This is a genomic window from Xylophilus sp. GOD-11R (genome assembly GCF_033546935.1).
Lineage (GTDB): Bacteria > Pseudomonadota > Gammaproteobacteria > Burkholderiales > Burkholderiaceae_C > Xylophilus.
The window spans coordinates 2,139,192-2,155,472 of the sequence record NZ_CP137854.1 but is presented as its reverse complement, the minus strand read 5'-3'; the positions used below and the strand labels follow the sequence as shown (position 1 = coordinate 2,155,472).

At 66.1% G+C, this 16,281-nt stretch carries 15 protein-coding genes; 2 read left to right on the top strand and 13 right to left on the bottom strand.

Annotation, left to right across the window (positions count from 1 at the left end):
* Positions 1-19 precede the first annotated feature (19 nt).
* From R9X41_RS10155 to R9X41_RS10130, 6 genes are all read right to left on the bottom strand, one after another.
* Positions 20-886: a hypothetical protein gene (locus tag R9X41_RS10155; RefSeq protein WP_318634744.1), complete on the bottom strand. Its 867-nt coding sequence runs from the start codon at positions 884-886 to the stop codon at positions 20-22.
* Between the two features lie 101 nt (positions 887-987).
* Positions 988-2,169 (bottom strand): serine palmitoyltransferase, encoded by a 1,182-nt coding sequence (gene spt / locus R9X41_RS10150; RefSeq protein ID WP_318634743.1) that lies wholly within the window; start codon positions 2,167-2,169, stop codon positions 988-990.
* Entirely contained in the window at positions 2,166-2,462 is a 297-nt protein-coding gene (locus R9X41_RS10145) for an acyl carrier protein (RefSeq protein ID WP_318634742.1), read from the bottom strand. The genes spt and R9X41_RS10145 overlap by 4 nt, the downstream gene beginning before the upstream one ends.
* Complete coding sequence (locus R9X41_RS10140) at positions 2,434-4,248, bottom strand: fatty acyl-AMP ligase (protein WP_318634741.1); 1,815 nt, start codon at positions 4,246-4,248, stop codon at positions 2,434-2,436. The genes R9X41_RS10145 and R9X41_RS10140 overlap by 29 nt, the downstream gene beginning before the upstream one ends.
* 233 nt (positions 4,249-4,481) lie before the next feature.
* The gene (locus R9X41_RS10135) at positions 4,482-6,446 is read right to left on the bottom strand and encodes a non-ribosomal peptide synthetase (RefSeq protein WP_318634740.1); all 1,965 of its coding nucleotides are present in this window, start codon (positions 6,444-6,446) and stop codon (positions 4,482-4,484) included.
* 7 nt (positions 6,447-6,453) lie between these two features.
* Complete coding sequence (locus R9X41_RS10130) at positions 6,454-7,761, bottom strand: cytochrome P450 (protein WP_318634739.1); 1,308 nt, start codon at positions 7,759-7,761, stop codon at positions 6,454-6,456.
* 45 nt (positions 7,762-7,806) lie between these two features.
* Between R9X41_RS10130 and R9X41_RS10125 the strand changes: the two genes are divergently transcribed.
* Positions 7,807-8,550, top strand: coding sequence for a 4'-phosphopantetheinyl transferase family protein (locus R9X41_RS10125; RefSeq protein WP_318634738.1), 744 nt, complete (start codon positions 7,807-7,809; stop codon positions 8,548-8,550).
* A 16-nt stretch (positions 8,551-8,566) separates the two neighbouring features.
* Positions 8,567-9,364, top strand: a complete 798-nt coding sequence (locus R9X41_RS10120) for a phosphocholine cytidylyltransferase family protein (protein ID WP_318634737.1) — start codon at positions 8,567-8,569, stop codon at positions 9,362-9,364.
* Positions 9,365-9,392: 28 nt separating this feature from the next.
* On the opposite strand, the gene R9X41_RS10115 is transcribed toward R9X41_RS10120, so the two are convergent.
* From R9X41_RS10115 to R9X41_RS10085, 7 genes are all read right to left on the bottom strand, one after another.
* Entirely contained in the window at positions 9,393-10,181 is a 789-nt protein-coding gene (locus R9X41_RS10115) for a nucleotidyltransferase family protein (protein ID WP_318634736.1), read from the bottom strand.
* Position 10,182: 1 nt separating this feature from the next.
* A complete protein-coding gene (locus tag R9X41_RS10110; protein WP_318634735.1) occupies positions 10,183-11,328 on the bottom strand; it encodes a dATP pyrophosphohydrolase in 1,146 nt (381 codons plus the stop codon).
* Complete coding sequence (locus tag R9X41_RS10105; protein ID WP_318634734.1) at positions 11,328-12,536, bottom strand: CDP-alcohol phosphatidyltransferase family protein; 1,209 nt, start codon at positions 12,534-12,536, stop codon at positions 11,328-11,330. Before R9X41_RS10105 ends, R9X41_RS10110 begins: the two co-directional genes overlap by 1 nt.
* Positions 12,533-13,588 (bottom strand): LptF/LptG family permease, encoded by a 1,056-nt coding sequence (locus R9X41_RS10100; RefSeq protein WP_318634733.1) that lies wholly within the window; start codon positions 13,586-13,588, stop codon positions 12,533-12,535. Before R9X41_RS10100 ends, R9X41_RS10105 begins: the two co-directional genes overlap by 4 nt.
* A gap of 8 nt (positions 13,589-13,596) precedes the next feature.
* Entirely contained in the window at positions 13,597-14,778 is a 1,182-nt protein-coding gene (locus tag R9X41_RS10095) for an LptF/LptG family permease (RefSeq protein WP_318634732.1), read from the bottom strand.
* An 11-nt stretch (positions 14,779-14,789) separates the two neighbouring features.
* The gene (locus R9X41_RS10090) at positions 14,790-15,233 is read right to left on the bottom strand and encodes an HIT family protein (protein ID WP_318634731.1); all 444 of its coding nucleotides are present in this window, start codon (positions 15,231-15,233) and stop codon (positions 14,790-14,792) included.
* A 71-nt stretch (positions 15,234-15,304) separates the two neighbouring features.
* Positions 15,305-16,147 (bottom strand): metallophosphoesterase family protein, encoded by an 843-nt coding sequence (locus R9X41_RS10085; RefSeq protein ID WP_318634730.1) that lies wholly within the window; start codon positions 16,145-16,147, stop codon positions 15,305-15,307.
* Positions 16,148-16,281: the final 134 nt, after the last annotated feature.

Genomic DNA, 16,281 nt, shown 5'->3' with positions numbered 1-16,281 from the left:
GTCGGAACCCTTGCCCGGCCTAGGACTGTTGTTGCTGCTGTTTCCAGTATTCCTCGTCGCGCTGCACCAGCAGGTCGCCCGCGCGGCTCTTGCCTTCGCTCTTGCGATCGCCCTTCATGTGGTCCATGAAGCGACCGAGGCGCGAATTGATCAGCACGTGCGAAGCCTTCCAGCCCGCGCCCTCGCCAATGTCGTGCACCTGGGCACCACGGGCTTCGGCACGTCGGCGCACCACATCGAAGAGGTAGGAGTCGTGGTACTCGCGCTCGCGCCAGAACAGGTCGCGGGAATACATGGCTTCGAACTCCTGCAGCAGGCGACGGGTTTCGGGATGGCGCAGGTTGTAGACCACGAAACCGCACTCGCTGTGCTGGGGCCGGCGCAGGCAGGAGACGGCACTTTCCGGCGGCGACAGCGCGGCGAGCTCGGCGAAGTCGACATCGGCGAAGAATCGCGTGTCGGCGTCTATCCAGATCAGCAGATCGGCGTCGGTGCGGCGGGCCGCGTCGAAGATGGCGTAGGCCTTGTGGGCGAAGCGCACCGCGTCCCAGCGGTATTTGGCCTTGCGAATTCGCATCGGCAAAGGAATCGACAACGGCCCCAGGCGCAGACGCCGGCGCGGCAGCAGGTCGCCATGCGCACGGGGATCGTCGCGGTGGCGCGCCTTGAAAGCCATCAGTTCAGGGCTTGATTCGACCAGGTCGCGAGCAAACACGCGTCCTGGCGAGACCGGCGGGTCGAAACTCTCGTGGTAGAGCAGCAGCGGCACCTGTTGCGGCCAATGGCGGAGATAGGTTTCCACCATGACCTGCCCGTAGTCACGGTAACCCGCGGCATGGCAGGTGGTGACGACGGCGAAACTGCGTTGCTCGGCGGATGAAGGCATGACTTGGGAGAGTGGAGCGGCCTGCACGGCCGCCCGGGGTTCACGGCGGGAAACGTTCCCCGCAACGCCGCAGGGCCGGCACCGTAGAGCGCCGCCGACTGTCAGCCGCGCGCGCGTTCCAGCGCCTGGATGATATGCCCGATGTCCTCGTCGCTATGCGCCGCGCTCAAACTGATGCGCACCAGGCTCAGGCCGGCGGGCGTTGCCGGGGGAATCATCAGGTTAGTGTAGACACCCTCTTCCATCAAGGCATTCCAGAGGCCGAGCGCCTCGTCTCGCTCCTTGAAGACCAGCGCGGCCACCGGGCACGGCGTGGACGTGCCGAGTTGGTAGCCGAGTCGGCCGGCTTCCGCGTAGAAACGCTCGGCGTGCTTCCACAGGCGCTCGCGCAGTGCCCGGCCGTCGAGCATCAGGCGCAGGGCAGCACGGGTCGATGCGATCGATGCCGGTGAAGAAGACGCCGTGAAGATATAGGGCCGGCTGACGAAGCGCAGCAGGTCCAGTTCGGCGTGCCGGCTGATGCAGAAGCCACCGATACCGCCCAGGCTCTTGGAGAAGGTGCCGACGATGAAGTCGACCTCGTCGAGCAGGCCGAGCTCTTCGGAAAGACCGAGGCCGCGCTGGCCGAAGATGCCGAACGAATGGGCTTCGTCCACTACCAGCCACGCGCCGTGGCGGCGCTTGACCTCAACGATCTCCTTCAGCGGCGCACGATCGCCGAGCGTGCTGTAGACACCTTCGACGACGATCAGCGCGCGCTTGGCGTCTTCGCCCAGCCGGGCGAGACGACGATCGAGGTTCTCCGGGTCGTTGTGACGGAAACGGATCGTGGTGGCGTTGCTGAGCTTGCAACCGTCGTGGATGCTGGCGTGACTGTCGGCGTCCACCAGCAGGTAGTCGCCGGTATCGGCCAGGGCCGAGAGCACACCCAGGTTGGTCTGGTAGCCAGTGGAGAACACCATGCAGGACGGCCAGCCGACCGCATCGGCGAGCTCACGTTCGAGCGCACGGTGGCCGCTGTAGTTGCCGCTGGCCATGCGTGAGCCGGTGGTACCGGTACCCAGCGTGTTGATGGCGTCGATGGCCGCATTTCGGCAGCTCTCGTCGAAGGTGAGTCCGAGGTAGTTATTGGTACCGGCCAGCACCGTTCGACGTCCGCCGATGGTGGCGGACGTGGCCGACTCGATCGCGTCCATGGGGGTGGCGATGGGGGCCACACTGCCCATTTCGGCCAGGTGCGCGCTCAGGCCGCGCTGCGCTGCGAATTTGTCCAGCAGACTCATGCCGCCCCGCCGTCGAGCCGGTAGATGCCCGAGCGCAGGCCGTTGACCGTACGCGCATCGGCGAGCGTCTCGACGGGGATGGAGATGTCGAGGCGATCCTCGATCTCCATGATGAGATCCATGACGCCGACGGAGTCCAGGTCGGCCTCCTGCATCAGGTCGGCATCGCCCGGCAGGTCAGCAGAGCCGGGCCGAATCGCCCCGAGAGCGTCGCGGATGGCGTGTTCGATGGCGGTCAGCTTGGCTGCGTCGGCTTCTTGGCCTTCAATCGGAGATGGTAAGGACGGTGTCAAGGGGTCGGCTCACAGGGTCTGAGGACAGACCATTTTCTTCTTGTAGGGATCGCACCGGCGAATTGACCAGACGGGTCGCTTCGGAGCAACGCGCCAGAAAATCGTTTCTCGCCATGCTGCGCGACAGTTTGCCGGATGAGGTCCGGGGCAAGGTGTGCGGCGGCACGAGTTCGATGAGGCAGTGGATGCCGAATTCGGCGTGGATCGCCTGCTTGAGCCGGTTCGCGAGCGAATCGAGCTTTTGCGGATCCATCTCACGGCACTGCACCACCAGCACCGCGGTTTCGTTTTCCTCGGCATCGATCACGGTGAACGCGGAAGCGTCGCTGGTGCGGACTTCGGGCTCCTGCTCGGCCAGGTATTCCAGATCCTGAGGCCAGATGTTGCGGCCCTTGATGATCATCAGGTCCTTGATGCGGCCGGTGACATACAGCGAGCCGTCAGCGCGGTAGCCTAAGTCACCGGTGTTCAACCATCCGTCGGCGGAAAGCACAGCTTCCGAGGCTTCGGGATTGTCGAAGTAGCCCAGCATGACGCTCGGCCCCTTCAGGAAGATGGTGCCGCACTGGCGCTCGGGCAGCGGCGTGCCGTCGTTGGCGCGGATCTCCACCTCGAAGCCCGGCAGCGGCTTGCCGCAGTCGACGAAGGCCTTGCCTTTGCGTTCGGCCTCGCCTTCGCGGGGCGGCTGCGCCTCACCGGTACGGGACAGGCGATCGATGTCGATCAGATCGCTGTGGGGCGCATCGGACACCGGTGCAAAACTCACGGCGAGCGCCACCTCGGCCATGCCGTAGCAAGGCAGGAAGGCCTTCTCGTCGAAGCCTGCCGGCGCCAGGATCTCGGCGACCTGGCGCAGCGAATCCGGGTGGATCATTTCGGCACCGACGCCGGCAACACGCCAGCTCGACAGGTCGAGCGCCTCGATGTCGGCCGGCCGCAGGCGGCGGGCGCACAGCGTGTAGCCGAAAGGCGGGCTGAAGGAAATGGTGGCGCGGTTACGCGCTATCAACTTGAGCCAGAGGCGCGGGCGCATCGCGAAGTCGCGCGTCGGCAGGTAGTCGACCGAGCGCTGTGTGGCAACGCAGCCCAGCACGATGCCGACCAGACCCATGTCGTGGTAATGCGGCAGCCACGAGCAGAAGCGGTCTTCCGGCGTGAGTTCGAAGCCGTGGTTGAAGATGGCGAACAGGTTGGCCATCACCGCAGCGTGCGTGATCATCGTCCCGCGCGGGAACCGGGTGCTGCCCGAGGTGTACTGCAGATAGGCGAGTTCCGAGGGTGCAGGCGGCGTCGGCAGTTCGTCGTCGGCATCCAGGGCCATGAAGTCGTCGAGCGTGCCGGCCAGCTGCATCGACAGGTCGGTGGCGGCCTCGTGCAGGAAACCGATGAAGTCCGAGGGCGCGAACGCGGCGACTGCCTTGCAGTCGGCCAGCATGTGGCGCAAATGACGCACGTAGGCTTCGCGCCCCCCGAGATGCACCGCCGCCGGCAGCGGCACGGGCACCAGACCGGCGTATTGGCATGCATAGAACATCACCGCGAAGTCGGGGTGTGTGTGGGCGACGAGCGCCACGCGCTCGCCACGGCCGAGGCGTGCGAGGCGGCGAGAAACTTCGAGCGCGCGCTCGCGCAATTGCCGATACGGCAAAGTGGACGTGAAATTGTCACGTCCATCGTAATAATTGAAGCCTGACTCACCGCTAGCCGCGTAGTCGAGTGCTTCGGTGAGGGTCGAAAAATCCGCTCTTCGCAACCGGACGCCACTTTCGGTAGGCGTCGGGATCACATCAGCAGGTGTTTTTTTGATCACTGCCTACCGCCCTGTTGTCCTGATTTCATGCTCAACGCTTGGGGAGTATTCCGGACAACTTCCGGCATCCTCTGTTTCATGTTGAAGCTTAAAACTGTAACGTCTGGGCATCGTTATTGCAATGCGGCATAGGTGTCAGCAGACCCGAGGGCGGCTTTCAAACCACATTGCACAACGATTCCCAATTGGTGATAAAGAAATTCGGTCGCTCAGCCATGAGGCTTTTCGAGAACCGATGCCAATTGTCCGAGCGTCGGGTACTCGAACAGATCCGTGATTTCAATCCTCTGGGGGAATTCTTGCTCGATAGCCTCGTGAATGCGAGCCAGCGTCAGGGAATTGAGGTTGATTTCCAACAGATTCGTGTCAGCGACGATGACCTGACCCGGGACCAGCGGCTGGCACACTTGCAATAGCCGCTCGACCACCGTCGCATGTTGCCCATCCGCCGCGCTGCCGCCGGCCGCCGCACGTTCCGTAGCTTCGAGCTCCTCGATTATCGCCGAGTACGCACCCGCTTCGAAGGCTTTTACCATCGCGTGACGCTGCAGTTTTCCGCTGGTCGTCTTGGGGAGCTGGTTGACCGGGATGACATAGCCGACGTCCAGGCCCGCCTGGCTCGCCATGGCCGCCTTGAGCGCCTGCGACGTCGCGGTAAACGCTTCCACACCCATGCGATGAACCACGAAGAGCGCCAGCACTTCGGACCCGTTGTCAGGAGACATCACCCCGGCCGCGATCACGCGATTGACCTCGACCCCGTCGACCTTGGCAGCGATGTCCTCCAGGTCGCTGGGGTAGTAATTCTGGCCGTTCACGATGATCAGATCCTTCGCCCGGCCGGTTACGACGAGCTGACCGTCGATGAATACGCCAAGGTCGCCGGTGTCGAGCCAACCGTTGGGTGCACGCGACGCCGCGGTGGCCTCGTCGTTTCGGAAATAGCCAGCCGAAACGTTGTCGCCGCGAATATGCAGGCGCCCCAAGGTGCCGCCGGGCAGGGCTTTTCCTTGCTCGTCGACGATGCCCAACTCGGTGCCGGGAACCGGCTTTCCGAGGCAGACGAACTCCACGCTGCCCGGCCCGTCAACCCTCTCGACTTGCGAGCCGATGCCCAGCGCCATGCGGGAGAGCCGCACGGTTTCCAACGCCGATCCGGGACGCGGGAAGCTGACCGCGAGACTGGCCTCGGCCAAGCCGTAAACAGGAAACATCGCATTCGCCGGCAGACCACACGGCGCGAGCGCGGCCGTGAAATCCCGGCAGAGCACCGGTGAAATCGGCTCCGCACCATTGAAGACCAGCCTGACGGCGGACAGATCGAGACCGGTCGGCTTCTTCAGCGCGAACTGGCGCAGGTAATGCTCGTAGCCGAAGTTGGGCGAGCACAGCACGGTGGCCTTGCGCTCGCTGGCTTTTTCCAGCCACAGCAAGGGGCGGCGGGCGAAAAGCTCGGTGCGCATGATGGCGTGACTCACGCCGGCGGCCACCATGTTCAGGTGAAAGCCGATGAGCCCCATGTCGTGCGAAAGCGGCATCCAGCTGAGGGCAATGTCGCGGTCGGTAAAAGCAGCCGCCTCGATGATCGATGCGATGTTGGCGGTGACGTTGCGGTGCGTCAGCATCACGCCCTTGGGCTCGCCGGTGGAGCCCGACGAGTACTGGACGAATGCCAGGTCGTCGGCGCCGACGGTCACAACCTGGCCTGGCGCCTCGCCGATGTCGAGGCTGCCAGGCGCGAAAGCCGAGCCACGCAGGCGCGCGACTTCAGCCGCGAGGCCGGGATCGAAAGCGTTTTCGGCGGCGAAACCGTCCAGCCGATCGAGCGACGTCCGATCGATATAGACCGACGCCTTGCCCAGGCGGGCGAAGACGCGAACCAGCTTGCGCCGATGCTCGTCGGTGCTGCCCGGTGCCAGCGGAACCGGCACGATGCCGCCGAGGACACAGGCCCAGAACATCTCCAGAAAGCGTTCGTTGTCGGCCAGGCAGAGGATCATCAGATCGCCGCGGCCGAGCGAACGGCGCTGCAGTGCGCCGAGCAGACCCAGTGCGCGCTGGCGAAGCTGCTGGAAACTCAGGACGCGCTGCTCTTTTTCGCCTTCGATCAGCGTGACGTGGCGGTCTTCCCGGGCTTGCGCCGGCAGAAGGGCTTGAAGTGTTTCGAATCGCATGCGGTGGTCAGTGACGCGCCACCAGCCGCATCAGGATGGGATGGCGCGTGCGTAGATTGATCTGGAATTCGGGCTGTGCCGGGCCGTCACCGAGGTATTCCATGCGGAAACGCGAGGCGACCATCGACATGTGCATGGCCATTTCCGCCATGGCGAACCCGGCGCCGACACAAAAGCGCGGGCCTGCGGAAAACGGCAAGTAGGCGAAACGGTGGCGACCCTGAGCCGATGCCGGCTCGAAGCGCTCCGGCATGAAATCGTCGGGGTTCTGCCAGTGCTCGGCACTGCGGTGAAGCAGGTAGGGGCTGATGAAGATATCGGTGCCGGGCATCACCTCATGGCCGCCGAGCACGTCTTCCTTGACCGCACGGCGACTGAAAAGCCACACCGGCGGATAGAGGCGCAGCGCCTCCTGCAGTACACGCTCGACATAGCTCCCGCCGTCGGGCTCGCCACCTTCGGCGGCGGCGGTTGCGGGCACGGCGGTGCCGGCGATGGCGCGATGAAGCTCCCGCTCGACTTCGGGATGCTGCGAAATCAGGTACCAGGCCCAGTTGAGCGTGCTGCCCGTGGTTTCGTGGCCGGCGACGATCATCGTCATGGATTCGTCGAGCAAGGCGCGGTCTGCCATCGGCTCGCCGCTGGCCTTGTCGCGCGCCTGCATCATCATCGACAGCCAGTCGGACTCGACCCGGCCTTCAGTGCGGCGCGCCTCGATGATGGCGCGCACGAACCGCGTAAGACCCCGGAAACGAACGGCGAACTGCAGGTCGCGCTCGCTCTCGTCGGCCAGGAAATCGAAGGGGCTTTTGCCTTCGGATTCGATCAAGCGATCGAAATCGACGCTGAAAAGTGCACGCAGCACGATGTCGAGCGCGACCGCGCTGAGCTCGTGCGTGATGTCGATCACTTCGCCGCTCGTGGCTTTCTTTGCCCAGCGCGCGAGCAGGGCTTCGTTCACGCTCTGGATCAACGGCGCGAAGGCGCGGGTCGCGTTGCCAAGGAATGCGGGCTGGATCATGGGGCGCTGCCGCGCCCAGTGCTCGCCGTCACTGACGATGAGGCCGTTGCCGAGCAGCATGCGAACCCGCTCGAGCCCCGCCCCCTTCACGTAGTTGGCTCGCTGCGTCAGCAGAACCCGCCGGATGTCGTCCGGATCGTTGATGAACAGGGCGTTGCCGGGGCGGGTTTGCGAGGGAACCGCGAACGTGTTGCCGAACTGCCCCAGCCATTGCTGGAGCAGCGGCAGGCAATCGTCGTTGGCGTCGAGGTCGTAGCGCTCTTGTGGGCCGGGCGCCACTGCTGCCTGTGCCATAATCCGAAATTACCTTCGCGCTCAAGTGAATTCTGGAATTATGTCATGGACGCGAAGGCGGACCGGTCGATGCCCATCCTGGTGCTGATCGCTACGGAGTTCGAGATTTCCCCGTCACTGGAAGCGCGTTGGCTGGCGGATTTGCCGGCAGTCCGGCAGACAGAAATATCGCGCTGGCCCGACCGAAAGGCGCGGCATCGCTCCCTCATCGGCAGCCGCCTGCTCCTGCTGAGCCTGCGTCGGTTCGGATACGCCGAGGCGTGCCTCGCGACACTGCGGCACTCGCCCTCCTCCCGGCCGACACTGGACCTTCCGCTGGAATTCAGCCTGTCGCATGGTGACGGCCGCGTGGTCAGTGCCGTATCGCGTACCGGCCCGATCGGCGTGGATGTCGAAGCAGTGGAAAACCTGTCGGCCCAGGCGTTCGGCTACTTCCTGAACGAGAACGAAAGAGCATGGGCCGGTCACGATCCGCGTCGCTTCTATTCGATCTGGACCCGCAAGGAGGCCGTCGCCAAGGCGGCTGGACGCGGCTTGGCGGATGTGCGGTCGGTGGATACGGGTGGAGCCGAACAAGGCGCGGAATTTGCTGGCAAGCACTGGCAAACCGTGGCGCTCCCTGTGGGAATGCATTACGTCGCCCATCTGGCATGCCCGATGGATCGACAATTGCGCGATTGCCTGGCGATCGAGCAGCTATCGCGTCATGCGCTCGAGCATGGCGAGTTTTCGGTGGACAGTGGCGAGACGCCTGACAGTCGGCGCCCGATACGTCCTTTTCTACATTGAATACGGGTTTTCCAACGTGACCAGACCAGAGCGTGCACTCATCCTCGGCGCCGGCCAAGGCAGCCGCTTGCTGCCCATGACGCAGCAACTTCCCAAATGTCTCCTGGACCTGAGCGGTCGCAGCATGCTGGAGTGGCAATTGCGCGGCCTGTTCGAATGCGGCGTCCAGGAAGCCGTGGTCGTCACCGGTTTTCGTGAAGACCTGGTGTGCGAAGCCCTCACCCGCATCACCCCGCGCGGCATGGTGGTGCGCACCCTGTTCAACCCGTTCTACAAACTGGCCGACAATCTGGCGAGCTGCTGGATGGCGCGTGCCGAGTTCGACCGCCCCTGCCTGATCCTCAACGGCGACACCCTGTTCGAGCCCGAGATCGCCCGCCGCCTGTTGTCGGCTCCGCCCGCCCCCATCACCGTCACCATCGACCGCAAGCCGCAGTTCGACGACGACGACATGAAGGTGCAGACCAAGGACGGCCGGCTGTGCGCCATCGGCAAGACCCTGCCGGCGGACATCGTCGACGGCGAGTCGATCGGCTTTCTGCGGTTCGACGTCGAAGGCGGCGCGATGTTCGTGCAGGAACTCGAGCGCAACATGCGCACGCCCGAAGGCCCCGGCCTCTGGTACCTGTCGGCCATTCACCGCCTCGCACAGGCTGGTGCGCACATCGGCGTAGCCTCCATCGAAGGCCTGGAATGGGGCGAACTCGACTTTCCGGCCGACCTCGCCTACGTGCGCGAACTCGCGGGCGGCTGGCAGGGCGGCAACGGCCGCAATGCCGCCCAGCCGCAGCCGACCTCGGTCCAGACGGCCTGATCGGCCCGGCAAGGCACCCTGCCCCGCGTCAGGCTGCGCGGCCGGTGGCGATCATCTCGCGGACCAGATCGAGGTCCGAAGGTTTGTCCACGTCGATCGCGGCACGTCCGTCGCGCAGCGACACCAGGGCGACGCACGCGTTGCCCGAAAGCTCGCCCAGCCGCGCTGCCGCTCGCGCGGAAGACAGCCGGCCCAGGCGATAACGCAACGCGAATAGCCAGCCAAGCCGGCGCATCAAATGCACGGGCCGCTTGCGCGCCGCTTCGAGCTCACGCCACAAGCTCACCGGCCCCGCCGCACCCGGACCCGCCAGCAGGAACAGGTTGCAGCCCGAAAAATCGCCATCGGAAAAACGCAGCCAGGTGCGGCGGGTGTGGGGCGCGGCGGCTTCCACCACATCGCGACGGGCCAGTGCCGCCACCACGTCGGCATCCGGCGGGCAGACCGACAGAAAATCATCGATCCACTGCGGCCGCAGCAAGGCGTGGTCGGCCGTGGTGACCAGCAGAGGCGTTGCCTCGCGCGCCAGCGCAGAAGAGACGGTGGCGCTCGGGCCGTCCTCGGTCGGCATGGTGGAGACCGGCTTGCCTACCGCATCCGACTGCAGCCCTGGCAGAGCGCGCAAGACTTCGGGCCGGTCGATCGCGATGACGATGCGGTCGACCTGCGGCGATGCCGCCAGGGCGACGACCACGCGTTCCAGCATGGCCACGCCGTCGATGTCGATCAGCGCCTTGTGGCTGACCCCGGCGTAATCGGCCAGGGGATCCCCGCCCGGCCGGGTGCCGGCCAGGACCAGGGCGGTGAAACCCGCCATGTCAGACGGAGCCCGCGCCGGCACCGTCCAGGCGCTTTTCGTAGACCCGGTAGGTCTTGTACGGATCGGCACCGAGCGATTCGATGATGTGACGCATCGGCCGGTTGTCTTCCAGGATCCAAGACAGCTCGACCTGCTTCACGCCCTTGGCGCGCAAGCCCTGGCGCATGGTGTCGATCGCCAGGAAGGGCGCGATGGCGCCGGCGAGCTCGCCACTGATGCTGCGGCTGATGCCCATCAGCGGCACGCGGGCGGTCTTGGTGCCGCGCTTCAGGCGCAGCAGCAGCTTGGCCCAGTTGAAGGGGAAAAGCGCGCCGCCGAAGTCCGCGATCATTTCGTTGAGATTGGGCAGCGCGATGCCGAAGCCGACCGCCTTGCCGTTGAGTTCGACGATGGCCACGCACTTGGGGTCGATGAACATCTTCAGGCTCTTGGCCATGTGCGCGATCTCGGCCTTGGTGAAGGGGATGAAACCCCAGTTCTGCGACCAGGCGTCGTTGAAGATCGCGGTGACGGTGTCGAACTCCTCGATGTAGCGGCTGGTGTCGAGGTTGCGCACGGTGAGTGCCGCCGGCTTGCGCGGGCCGATCATGCGGCGGGCCGCTGCGGGCAGCTCATGCTCGATGTCGTAGAGGTAGGCGATGAGATCCTTGGCCTTGGCGTAACCCTGGGCCTCGACCCGCGCCCCGGCGTAGGGCGCGTCGTGCGGCATGAGCATCATCGGCGGCGTGTCGAAGCCGTCGACGAGCAGGCCGGTTTCTTCGTTGATCGACAGGTTGAAGGGTCCGATAACGCGGGTCTTGCCGCGTGCGGCCAGCCAGGCTTCGGCGGCGGCGAACAGTGCGGCGAACACGTCGGCGTCGTCGATCGCGCAGATCATGCCGAAGTGGCCGATCTCCGGATCCTGGACCAGCTTGTCGATCTGCGCGCTGATGCGACCGACATCACGGCCGTCGCGGCGCGCCAGCCAGAACTGCGTTTCGGCGTGCGCGAAATAAGGGTTCTTCTTGGGTGACAGCGCCTCCTGTCGCTCCATCGTCAGCTGGGTGACGAAGTTCGGATCCTGCGCATGGATCTGAGCCGGGAGCTTGATGAAGCGGGTCAGTTCGGCCGGTGTGCGCACCGGAATGATTTCGATAGGGTTCATCAGGCTGTCGGACGGGCTTTGGTGCGAGCCAGAAATCCTACCCAGATTGTGCGGACGGCGTGCCATCCGAAAGTAAGACCCTGCCACGCGGTGACGATGTAGAAACCGGCCGGGCCGGCACCGATCGCCAACGCGACCGCCATGATGGTCATGGTGATGTTGCGTCGGGCGATGAAGCTGCGCACCCGGCCGTCGAGCCGGGTGGCGGCATGCAGTGCGAAGCCGAGCCGTGCCTTGGCGATGCCCAGCACGATGCGGTCGGCCACGTAGAAGAAGATGAGCCAGAGCGCGGCCTGGTAGAGGGGGTCGGCCGAACTGTGGGCGCCCAGGCCCCAAGCCCAGGCGAAATACCAGAACGGCGGATGCACGATGTCGACGCCGTGGTCGAGCACGTTGCCGATGGCCGAGTCGGTGAGCGTGACGCGGGCGATCTTGCCGTCCACGCTGTCGAGCACGCTCATGCCGTAGGCGCAGACGAAGCCCCAGAAGAAATCGCCCTGCGCGAACAGCGGCACCGCTGCGATGGTGAGGATGATGGAGATCACCGTCACCGTATTGGGATGCACACGCCAGCGGGTACACAGGCGCGTGAGCTGCCAGACGAGCGGCGGGTACACCCAGCGCGTCAACAGGTCGGTCGAGCCTTTGTAGTTGTCCCAGAACATGGTCTTTTCGAGCTCGCGGCGAACCTGGGGCGTGTTCACCGCGTAGATCCAGTACGGCAGCGTACGCCGCAGCTTGTTCACGTAAGCGGGAAACGCGGTTTCGTCCACCGGCGCGACCAGGCCGGCGGCTGCCAGCGCGTCGGCAACCGCGCCCAGGTCCTGCGCGTCGGCCGGTATCGCATCGGCGAGCGAGGGCTGCAGGTAGAGCGCCACGGCCCGGCGGGCGCCCTCCCCCCGCGATGCGATGCAAGGGGCAGTGCTGGCCAACAGAAAGGCGACCAGCCGCGGGTCGATGGCGTTGCCGCCGTCGACCGCCACCAGCGGGCCGTTGGCCAGCGCCTTGCGCAGCCGGGCGCCGAGCGCGGCGGGGTCGGCGTCGACGATGGCGTTCGGCCAGTCGGTCTTGCCGTCGTCGGTGCCCGACAGCAATACCCGCGTGCCGGCCGCGAGCTTGCCGACGCTGCGTTTGAGCCGCTCGATCGGCGGAACGCCGAACAGGGCCTGCGCGCGGGCGGCGGCCGTCGTGTCAATCCAGAAATTCATATGCGCTCGCAGGAGTGCAGTTGCAAAAGGCCGATGGCCGCGAACAGCACCGGGGCAGCGAGGGCGATCACCGCCGGCGGCCAGCGGGAGCTGGTGCCGAGCGCGGCGATCATGCCGTCGCACAAAAGAAAAAGAAGACCGAGCACCAGTGCGATGCCCATGGCGCGCCCGCCGCCACCGGAACGCGGCAGCACGGCGGCGGTGGGCAAGGCCAGCAGCAACATCACGAAGATGCCCAGCGGCGCGGCGAACGAGCGGTACAGCACCGTTTCGTAGTAGCGGTGCGGCAGGGTGCCGGCGCGGGTGCCTTCGATGACCTGGGCGAGCATCATGGTCGACAGGTTGGGCCGGTCAACGTCGAGCCGCAGTACGTCGTCGGGACGCAGATTGGTGTCCCACTCGCGATCGGCCACATGGGTGCGGACGATCTTCTCGGCCGAGACACCGATCTCGGTCACGCCCTGCAGCTGCCAGGCCTTGCCGTCCCAGAGCGCCCGTGTGGCCACCACCCGGTCGACCATCAGGCCTTCGGCATTGCGCACGTAGAGGCGCACGCCCATGAGCTCGTGGGCGTCGGGGCTGATGCGGTCCATGGACACCGTGCCGCCCTTGGTGTGGGCCCAGAGGCGCGTCGGCGTGTCGTCATCGGGTGCGCTGGCGCTCCACCAGGTCTTGAGCTGGTTGTCGGCGCCGGGCAGCACCAGTTCCGTCAGCGCGAACTGGCCGATGGCCAGCGCCAGCCCCACCGGCAGCAGGTAGGCCAGCATGCGCGACATGCCGACGCCTGCCGCGCGCATGGTGACGATCTCGAGATTGCGCGCCATCGAGCTCAGCGCCAGCAGCGTGCCGATGAGCACGGCCGGCGGCAGCGCGGTGACGATGTCGGCCGGCACACGCAACGCGCCGTAGTACAGGATGCCGAGCACGCCGAGGTCGCGCTTGAGCACGTCGGTGGTGACGTCGAGCAGCTCCAGCAGCTGCATCAGGGCGGTGATGACCAGCAGCAGCACCAGGATCTGCGAGCCCACACGCTGCCGGAAATAAGCGGGCATGCCACGGGTCATGACACGGCCTTGGCGGTACGGCGCGGACGCGCGCGGTCGAGCAGGCTCTCGAAAGCCAGCACGGCGCGGGTCACCGGGTTGTCACCCGGCCAGGCGAGGCTGCCGCGGAAGATCCAGAGGCTCATCAGCGCGAACAGCACGAAGGGCGTCCACACGGCGACTGCCGCATGCACCCGGCCGCTCTCGGCCAGGCTCTTGCCGAACTGCAGCGCGTGGTTGAGCAGCAGCAGCGACAGCGACGCGAAGATGACGCCGGGCGTGCGCTTGCCGCGCTTGGAGGCCATGCCCAGCGGCAGGGCCAGCAGCGGCAGCAGCGGCGGGATCAGCGAACGCGCCAGCCGGCTGTGGAATTCGGCCGCCCAGGCCTGGTCGCAGGTGCTGCACATGGCCTGCCAGAGTTCGGGCATGGTGCGTTCGCTGGCGGTGTCGCCGCGCGGGCGGAAGGGCTCGCCGTGGGGCAGCATGTCGCGGAAGAAGCCGTCGACGAACCGCGTGGTGGTGACTTCGCCGGTGGCGGTTTCGCGCATGCGCAGGCCGTCGTGCAGGCGCATGAGCAGGCCCGCGCCGCCGAGGGCGCTTTCGAGCTGGCCCGAGGCCGCGGTGGTGATCTCTTCGGTGCCGCCGACCCGCTTGGACAGGAACACGCCCTTGAAGCGGCGTCCGCCGTCGTCGACACTGTCGGCGCTGAAGCTGAAACCATGCGCGATGTCGACGAAGCGGTTTTCCTCGACACGCGCATCCCAGTTGGTCTGCAGCGCCACATCCATCTTGACGTGGTAGTCGTAGCGCGCCAGCGGCTGCATGTGGCCGAACAGGTAGAAATTGAAGATGCTCAGCAGCACCGCCAGCATGAAATAAGGCGCCGCCACCCGCGCGATGGACCGGCCGCTGGCCAGCATGGCGTCGAGTTCGGAGTCGTCGTTCATGCGCGTGGCGGCCATGAAGGTGGCCGCGGTGAACGCCACCGGCAGCGCCAGCCCGAGGTAGTGCGGCACCAGGTCGGCCGCCATCAGGAGCACGCCCGACAGCGCGGCCCCCGTGGACGCCGCAATATCGAACAGGCGCAGCAGGCGCTGCAGCATGGTCGCCACCAACATGGTCGCCATGGCCGTCAGCAAGGGCACGGCGAACATGCGAAGCGCGTAGCGATCCAGGCGATCGAGGGGAAGCAGGCGCATCCGGCGCAGTCCTAGGCGGCGTGGGCCTTGAGGCTTTCGCGCAGCCGGGCCAGCAACGCGGCGCGGGTGGCGTCGTCGAGCGCGACTGCGCTGTCGAGTGCCGGCGGGCCGGGCCAGCCGGCATCGGCGAACGCCACGCCCGAAAAATCACGGGCGCCTTCGTAGCGAGGGATGACGTGGAAATGCACGTCGGGGTCGACCATCATCAGCATCAGGTAGTTGATGCGCTCGTAGCCGACGAAGTCGCGCAGCGCCGATTCGATGGCGCGCACCAGCGAACGCATCTCGACGAAGGCTTTTTCGCTGACGTCGGAGAAGGCCTGCACCGGCTCGCGGCACACCAGCACCAGGGAGCCGAGCGTCGGCTGTTTGGGGCGCAGCAGCAGGGTCCAGCAGTCGGTCTGCATCAGGCGATTGGCGGGGTCGCCGAACTTGGTTTCAGTCTCGTTGCCCATCGGCGAAAAGATCCAGGGTGGAGTCGGGTGACTTTTTGACAAAGGCGATATTCTCGCCTGCGCCGAGGGGATCAGCCGCGTGGCAGCGCCAGCGTGTAGCCGCCGTCGTCGACGAAGGCATCGGTTTCGACCGACCAGCGGCGCACCTCCACCCGTAGCTGCGGGCCGCCGGGCACATGGGCCGGCGTGAGGTGCAGCCGATGCCACATGGCGCCCTGGTCCTTGGGATTGGGCACGGCGGACGACGAGGGCACGCACAGGCAGGGAATCGGCTCGCGCGGCCCCGGCACCGAATCCATGCGGGCGTCGCGGGCGTGGCCGTGCAAGACCAGTTCGGCGCCTGCGCGCTTCAGTACGGCGCGCAGGCCAGCCGCATCGGCCAGCGCCTTGCGCCACTGAATGGCGCCCCGCGCCGGTGGATGATGCAGCATCACCACGCGAATGCGGCCGGCCTCGCCTTCCTCGGTCAGCACCTGTTCCAGCCGCGCCAGTTGCGCGTCGCCCAGGCGGCCGCGCGCCAGCAGCGGCGCGGTGGGCAGGGCCGAATTGAGCCCGATCACCGCGACCTCGCCACGCCGGTGCACGAAGGGCCAGCCCTGCTCCAGCCGGGTCCATCGCGACCAAGAACCCAGGCCCACGTCGTCGTCGATCGGCACCAGGGCGTCGTGGTTGCCAGGGACCAGGCTCAGCCGGTCTGGCGGCGCCAATCCGGCGAGCCAGTCGGCCGCCTGCCGAAACTCGCCCGGCAGCGAAAAATTGGTGATGTCGCCCGTGATGAGAATGTGGTCGACCGCCTGCGACTGCACGTCGGCCGCCAGCGCGTCGACGATCTCGCGCCGGTGCAGCGCACGACGCCGCTGCCACGACCAGGCGCTGAGCTGGCGCTTGGAAAAGTGTTGGCGCGTGGTCAACACGGGCTCGAACGGAAGATGCACGTCGGACACGTGCGCAAAAGTAAACCCGCTCATCGATAATCGCCCACTGCTTTTTTCTGACCCTCGAGTTTCGATCATGCCAAAAACCAAAGCCCGGCACGGCTGTCTGCCTC

Coding starts and splice junctions, on each gene's coding strand:
- R9X41_RS10155 (WP_318634744.1), bottom strand. CDS start 886: ATGCCTTCATCCGCCGAGCAACGCAGTTTCGCCGTCGTCACCACCTGC.
- spt (WP_318634743.1), bottom strand. CDS start 2,169: ATGAGTCTGCTGGACAAATTCGCAGCGCAGCGCGGCCTGAGCGCGCAC.
- R9X41_RS10135 (WP_318634740.1), bottom strand. CDS start 6,446: ATGCGATTCGAAACACTTCAAGCCCTTCTGCCGGCGCAAGCCCGGGAA.
- R9X41_RS10130 (WP_318634739.1), bottom strand. CDS start 7,761: ATGGCACAGGCAGCAGTGGCGCCCGGCCCACAAGAGCGCTACGACCTC.
- R9X41_RS10125 (WP_318634738.1), top strand. CDS start 7,807: ATGGACGCGAAGGCGGACCGGTCGATGCCCATCCTGGTGCTGATCGCT.
- R9X41_RS10115 (WP_318634736.1), bottom strand. CDS start 10,181: ATGGCGGGTTTCACCGCCCTGGTCCTGGCCGGCACCCGGCCGGGCGGG.
- R9X41_RS10110 (WP_318634735.1), bottom strand. CDS start 11,328: ATGAACCCTATCGAAATCATTCCGGTGCGCACACCGGCCGAACTGACC.
- R9X41_RS10105 (WP_318634734.1), bottom strand. CDS start 12,536: ATGAATTTCTGGATTGACACGACGGCCGCCGCCCGCGCGCAGGCCCTG.
- R9X41_RS10100 (WP_318634733.1), bottom strand. CDS start 13,588: ATGCCCGCTTATTTCCGGCAGCGTGTGGGCTCGCAGATCCTGGTGCTG.
- R9X41_RS10095 (WP_318634732.1), bottom strand. CDS start 14,778: ATGCGCCTGCTTCCCCTCGATCGCCTGGATCGCTACGCGCTTCGCATG.
- R9X41_RS10090 (WP_318634731.1), bottom strand. CDS start 15,233: ATGGGCAACGAGACTGAAACCAAGTTCGGCGACCCCGCCAATCGCCTG.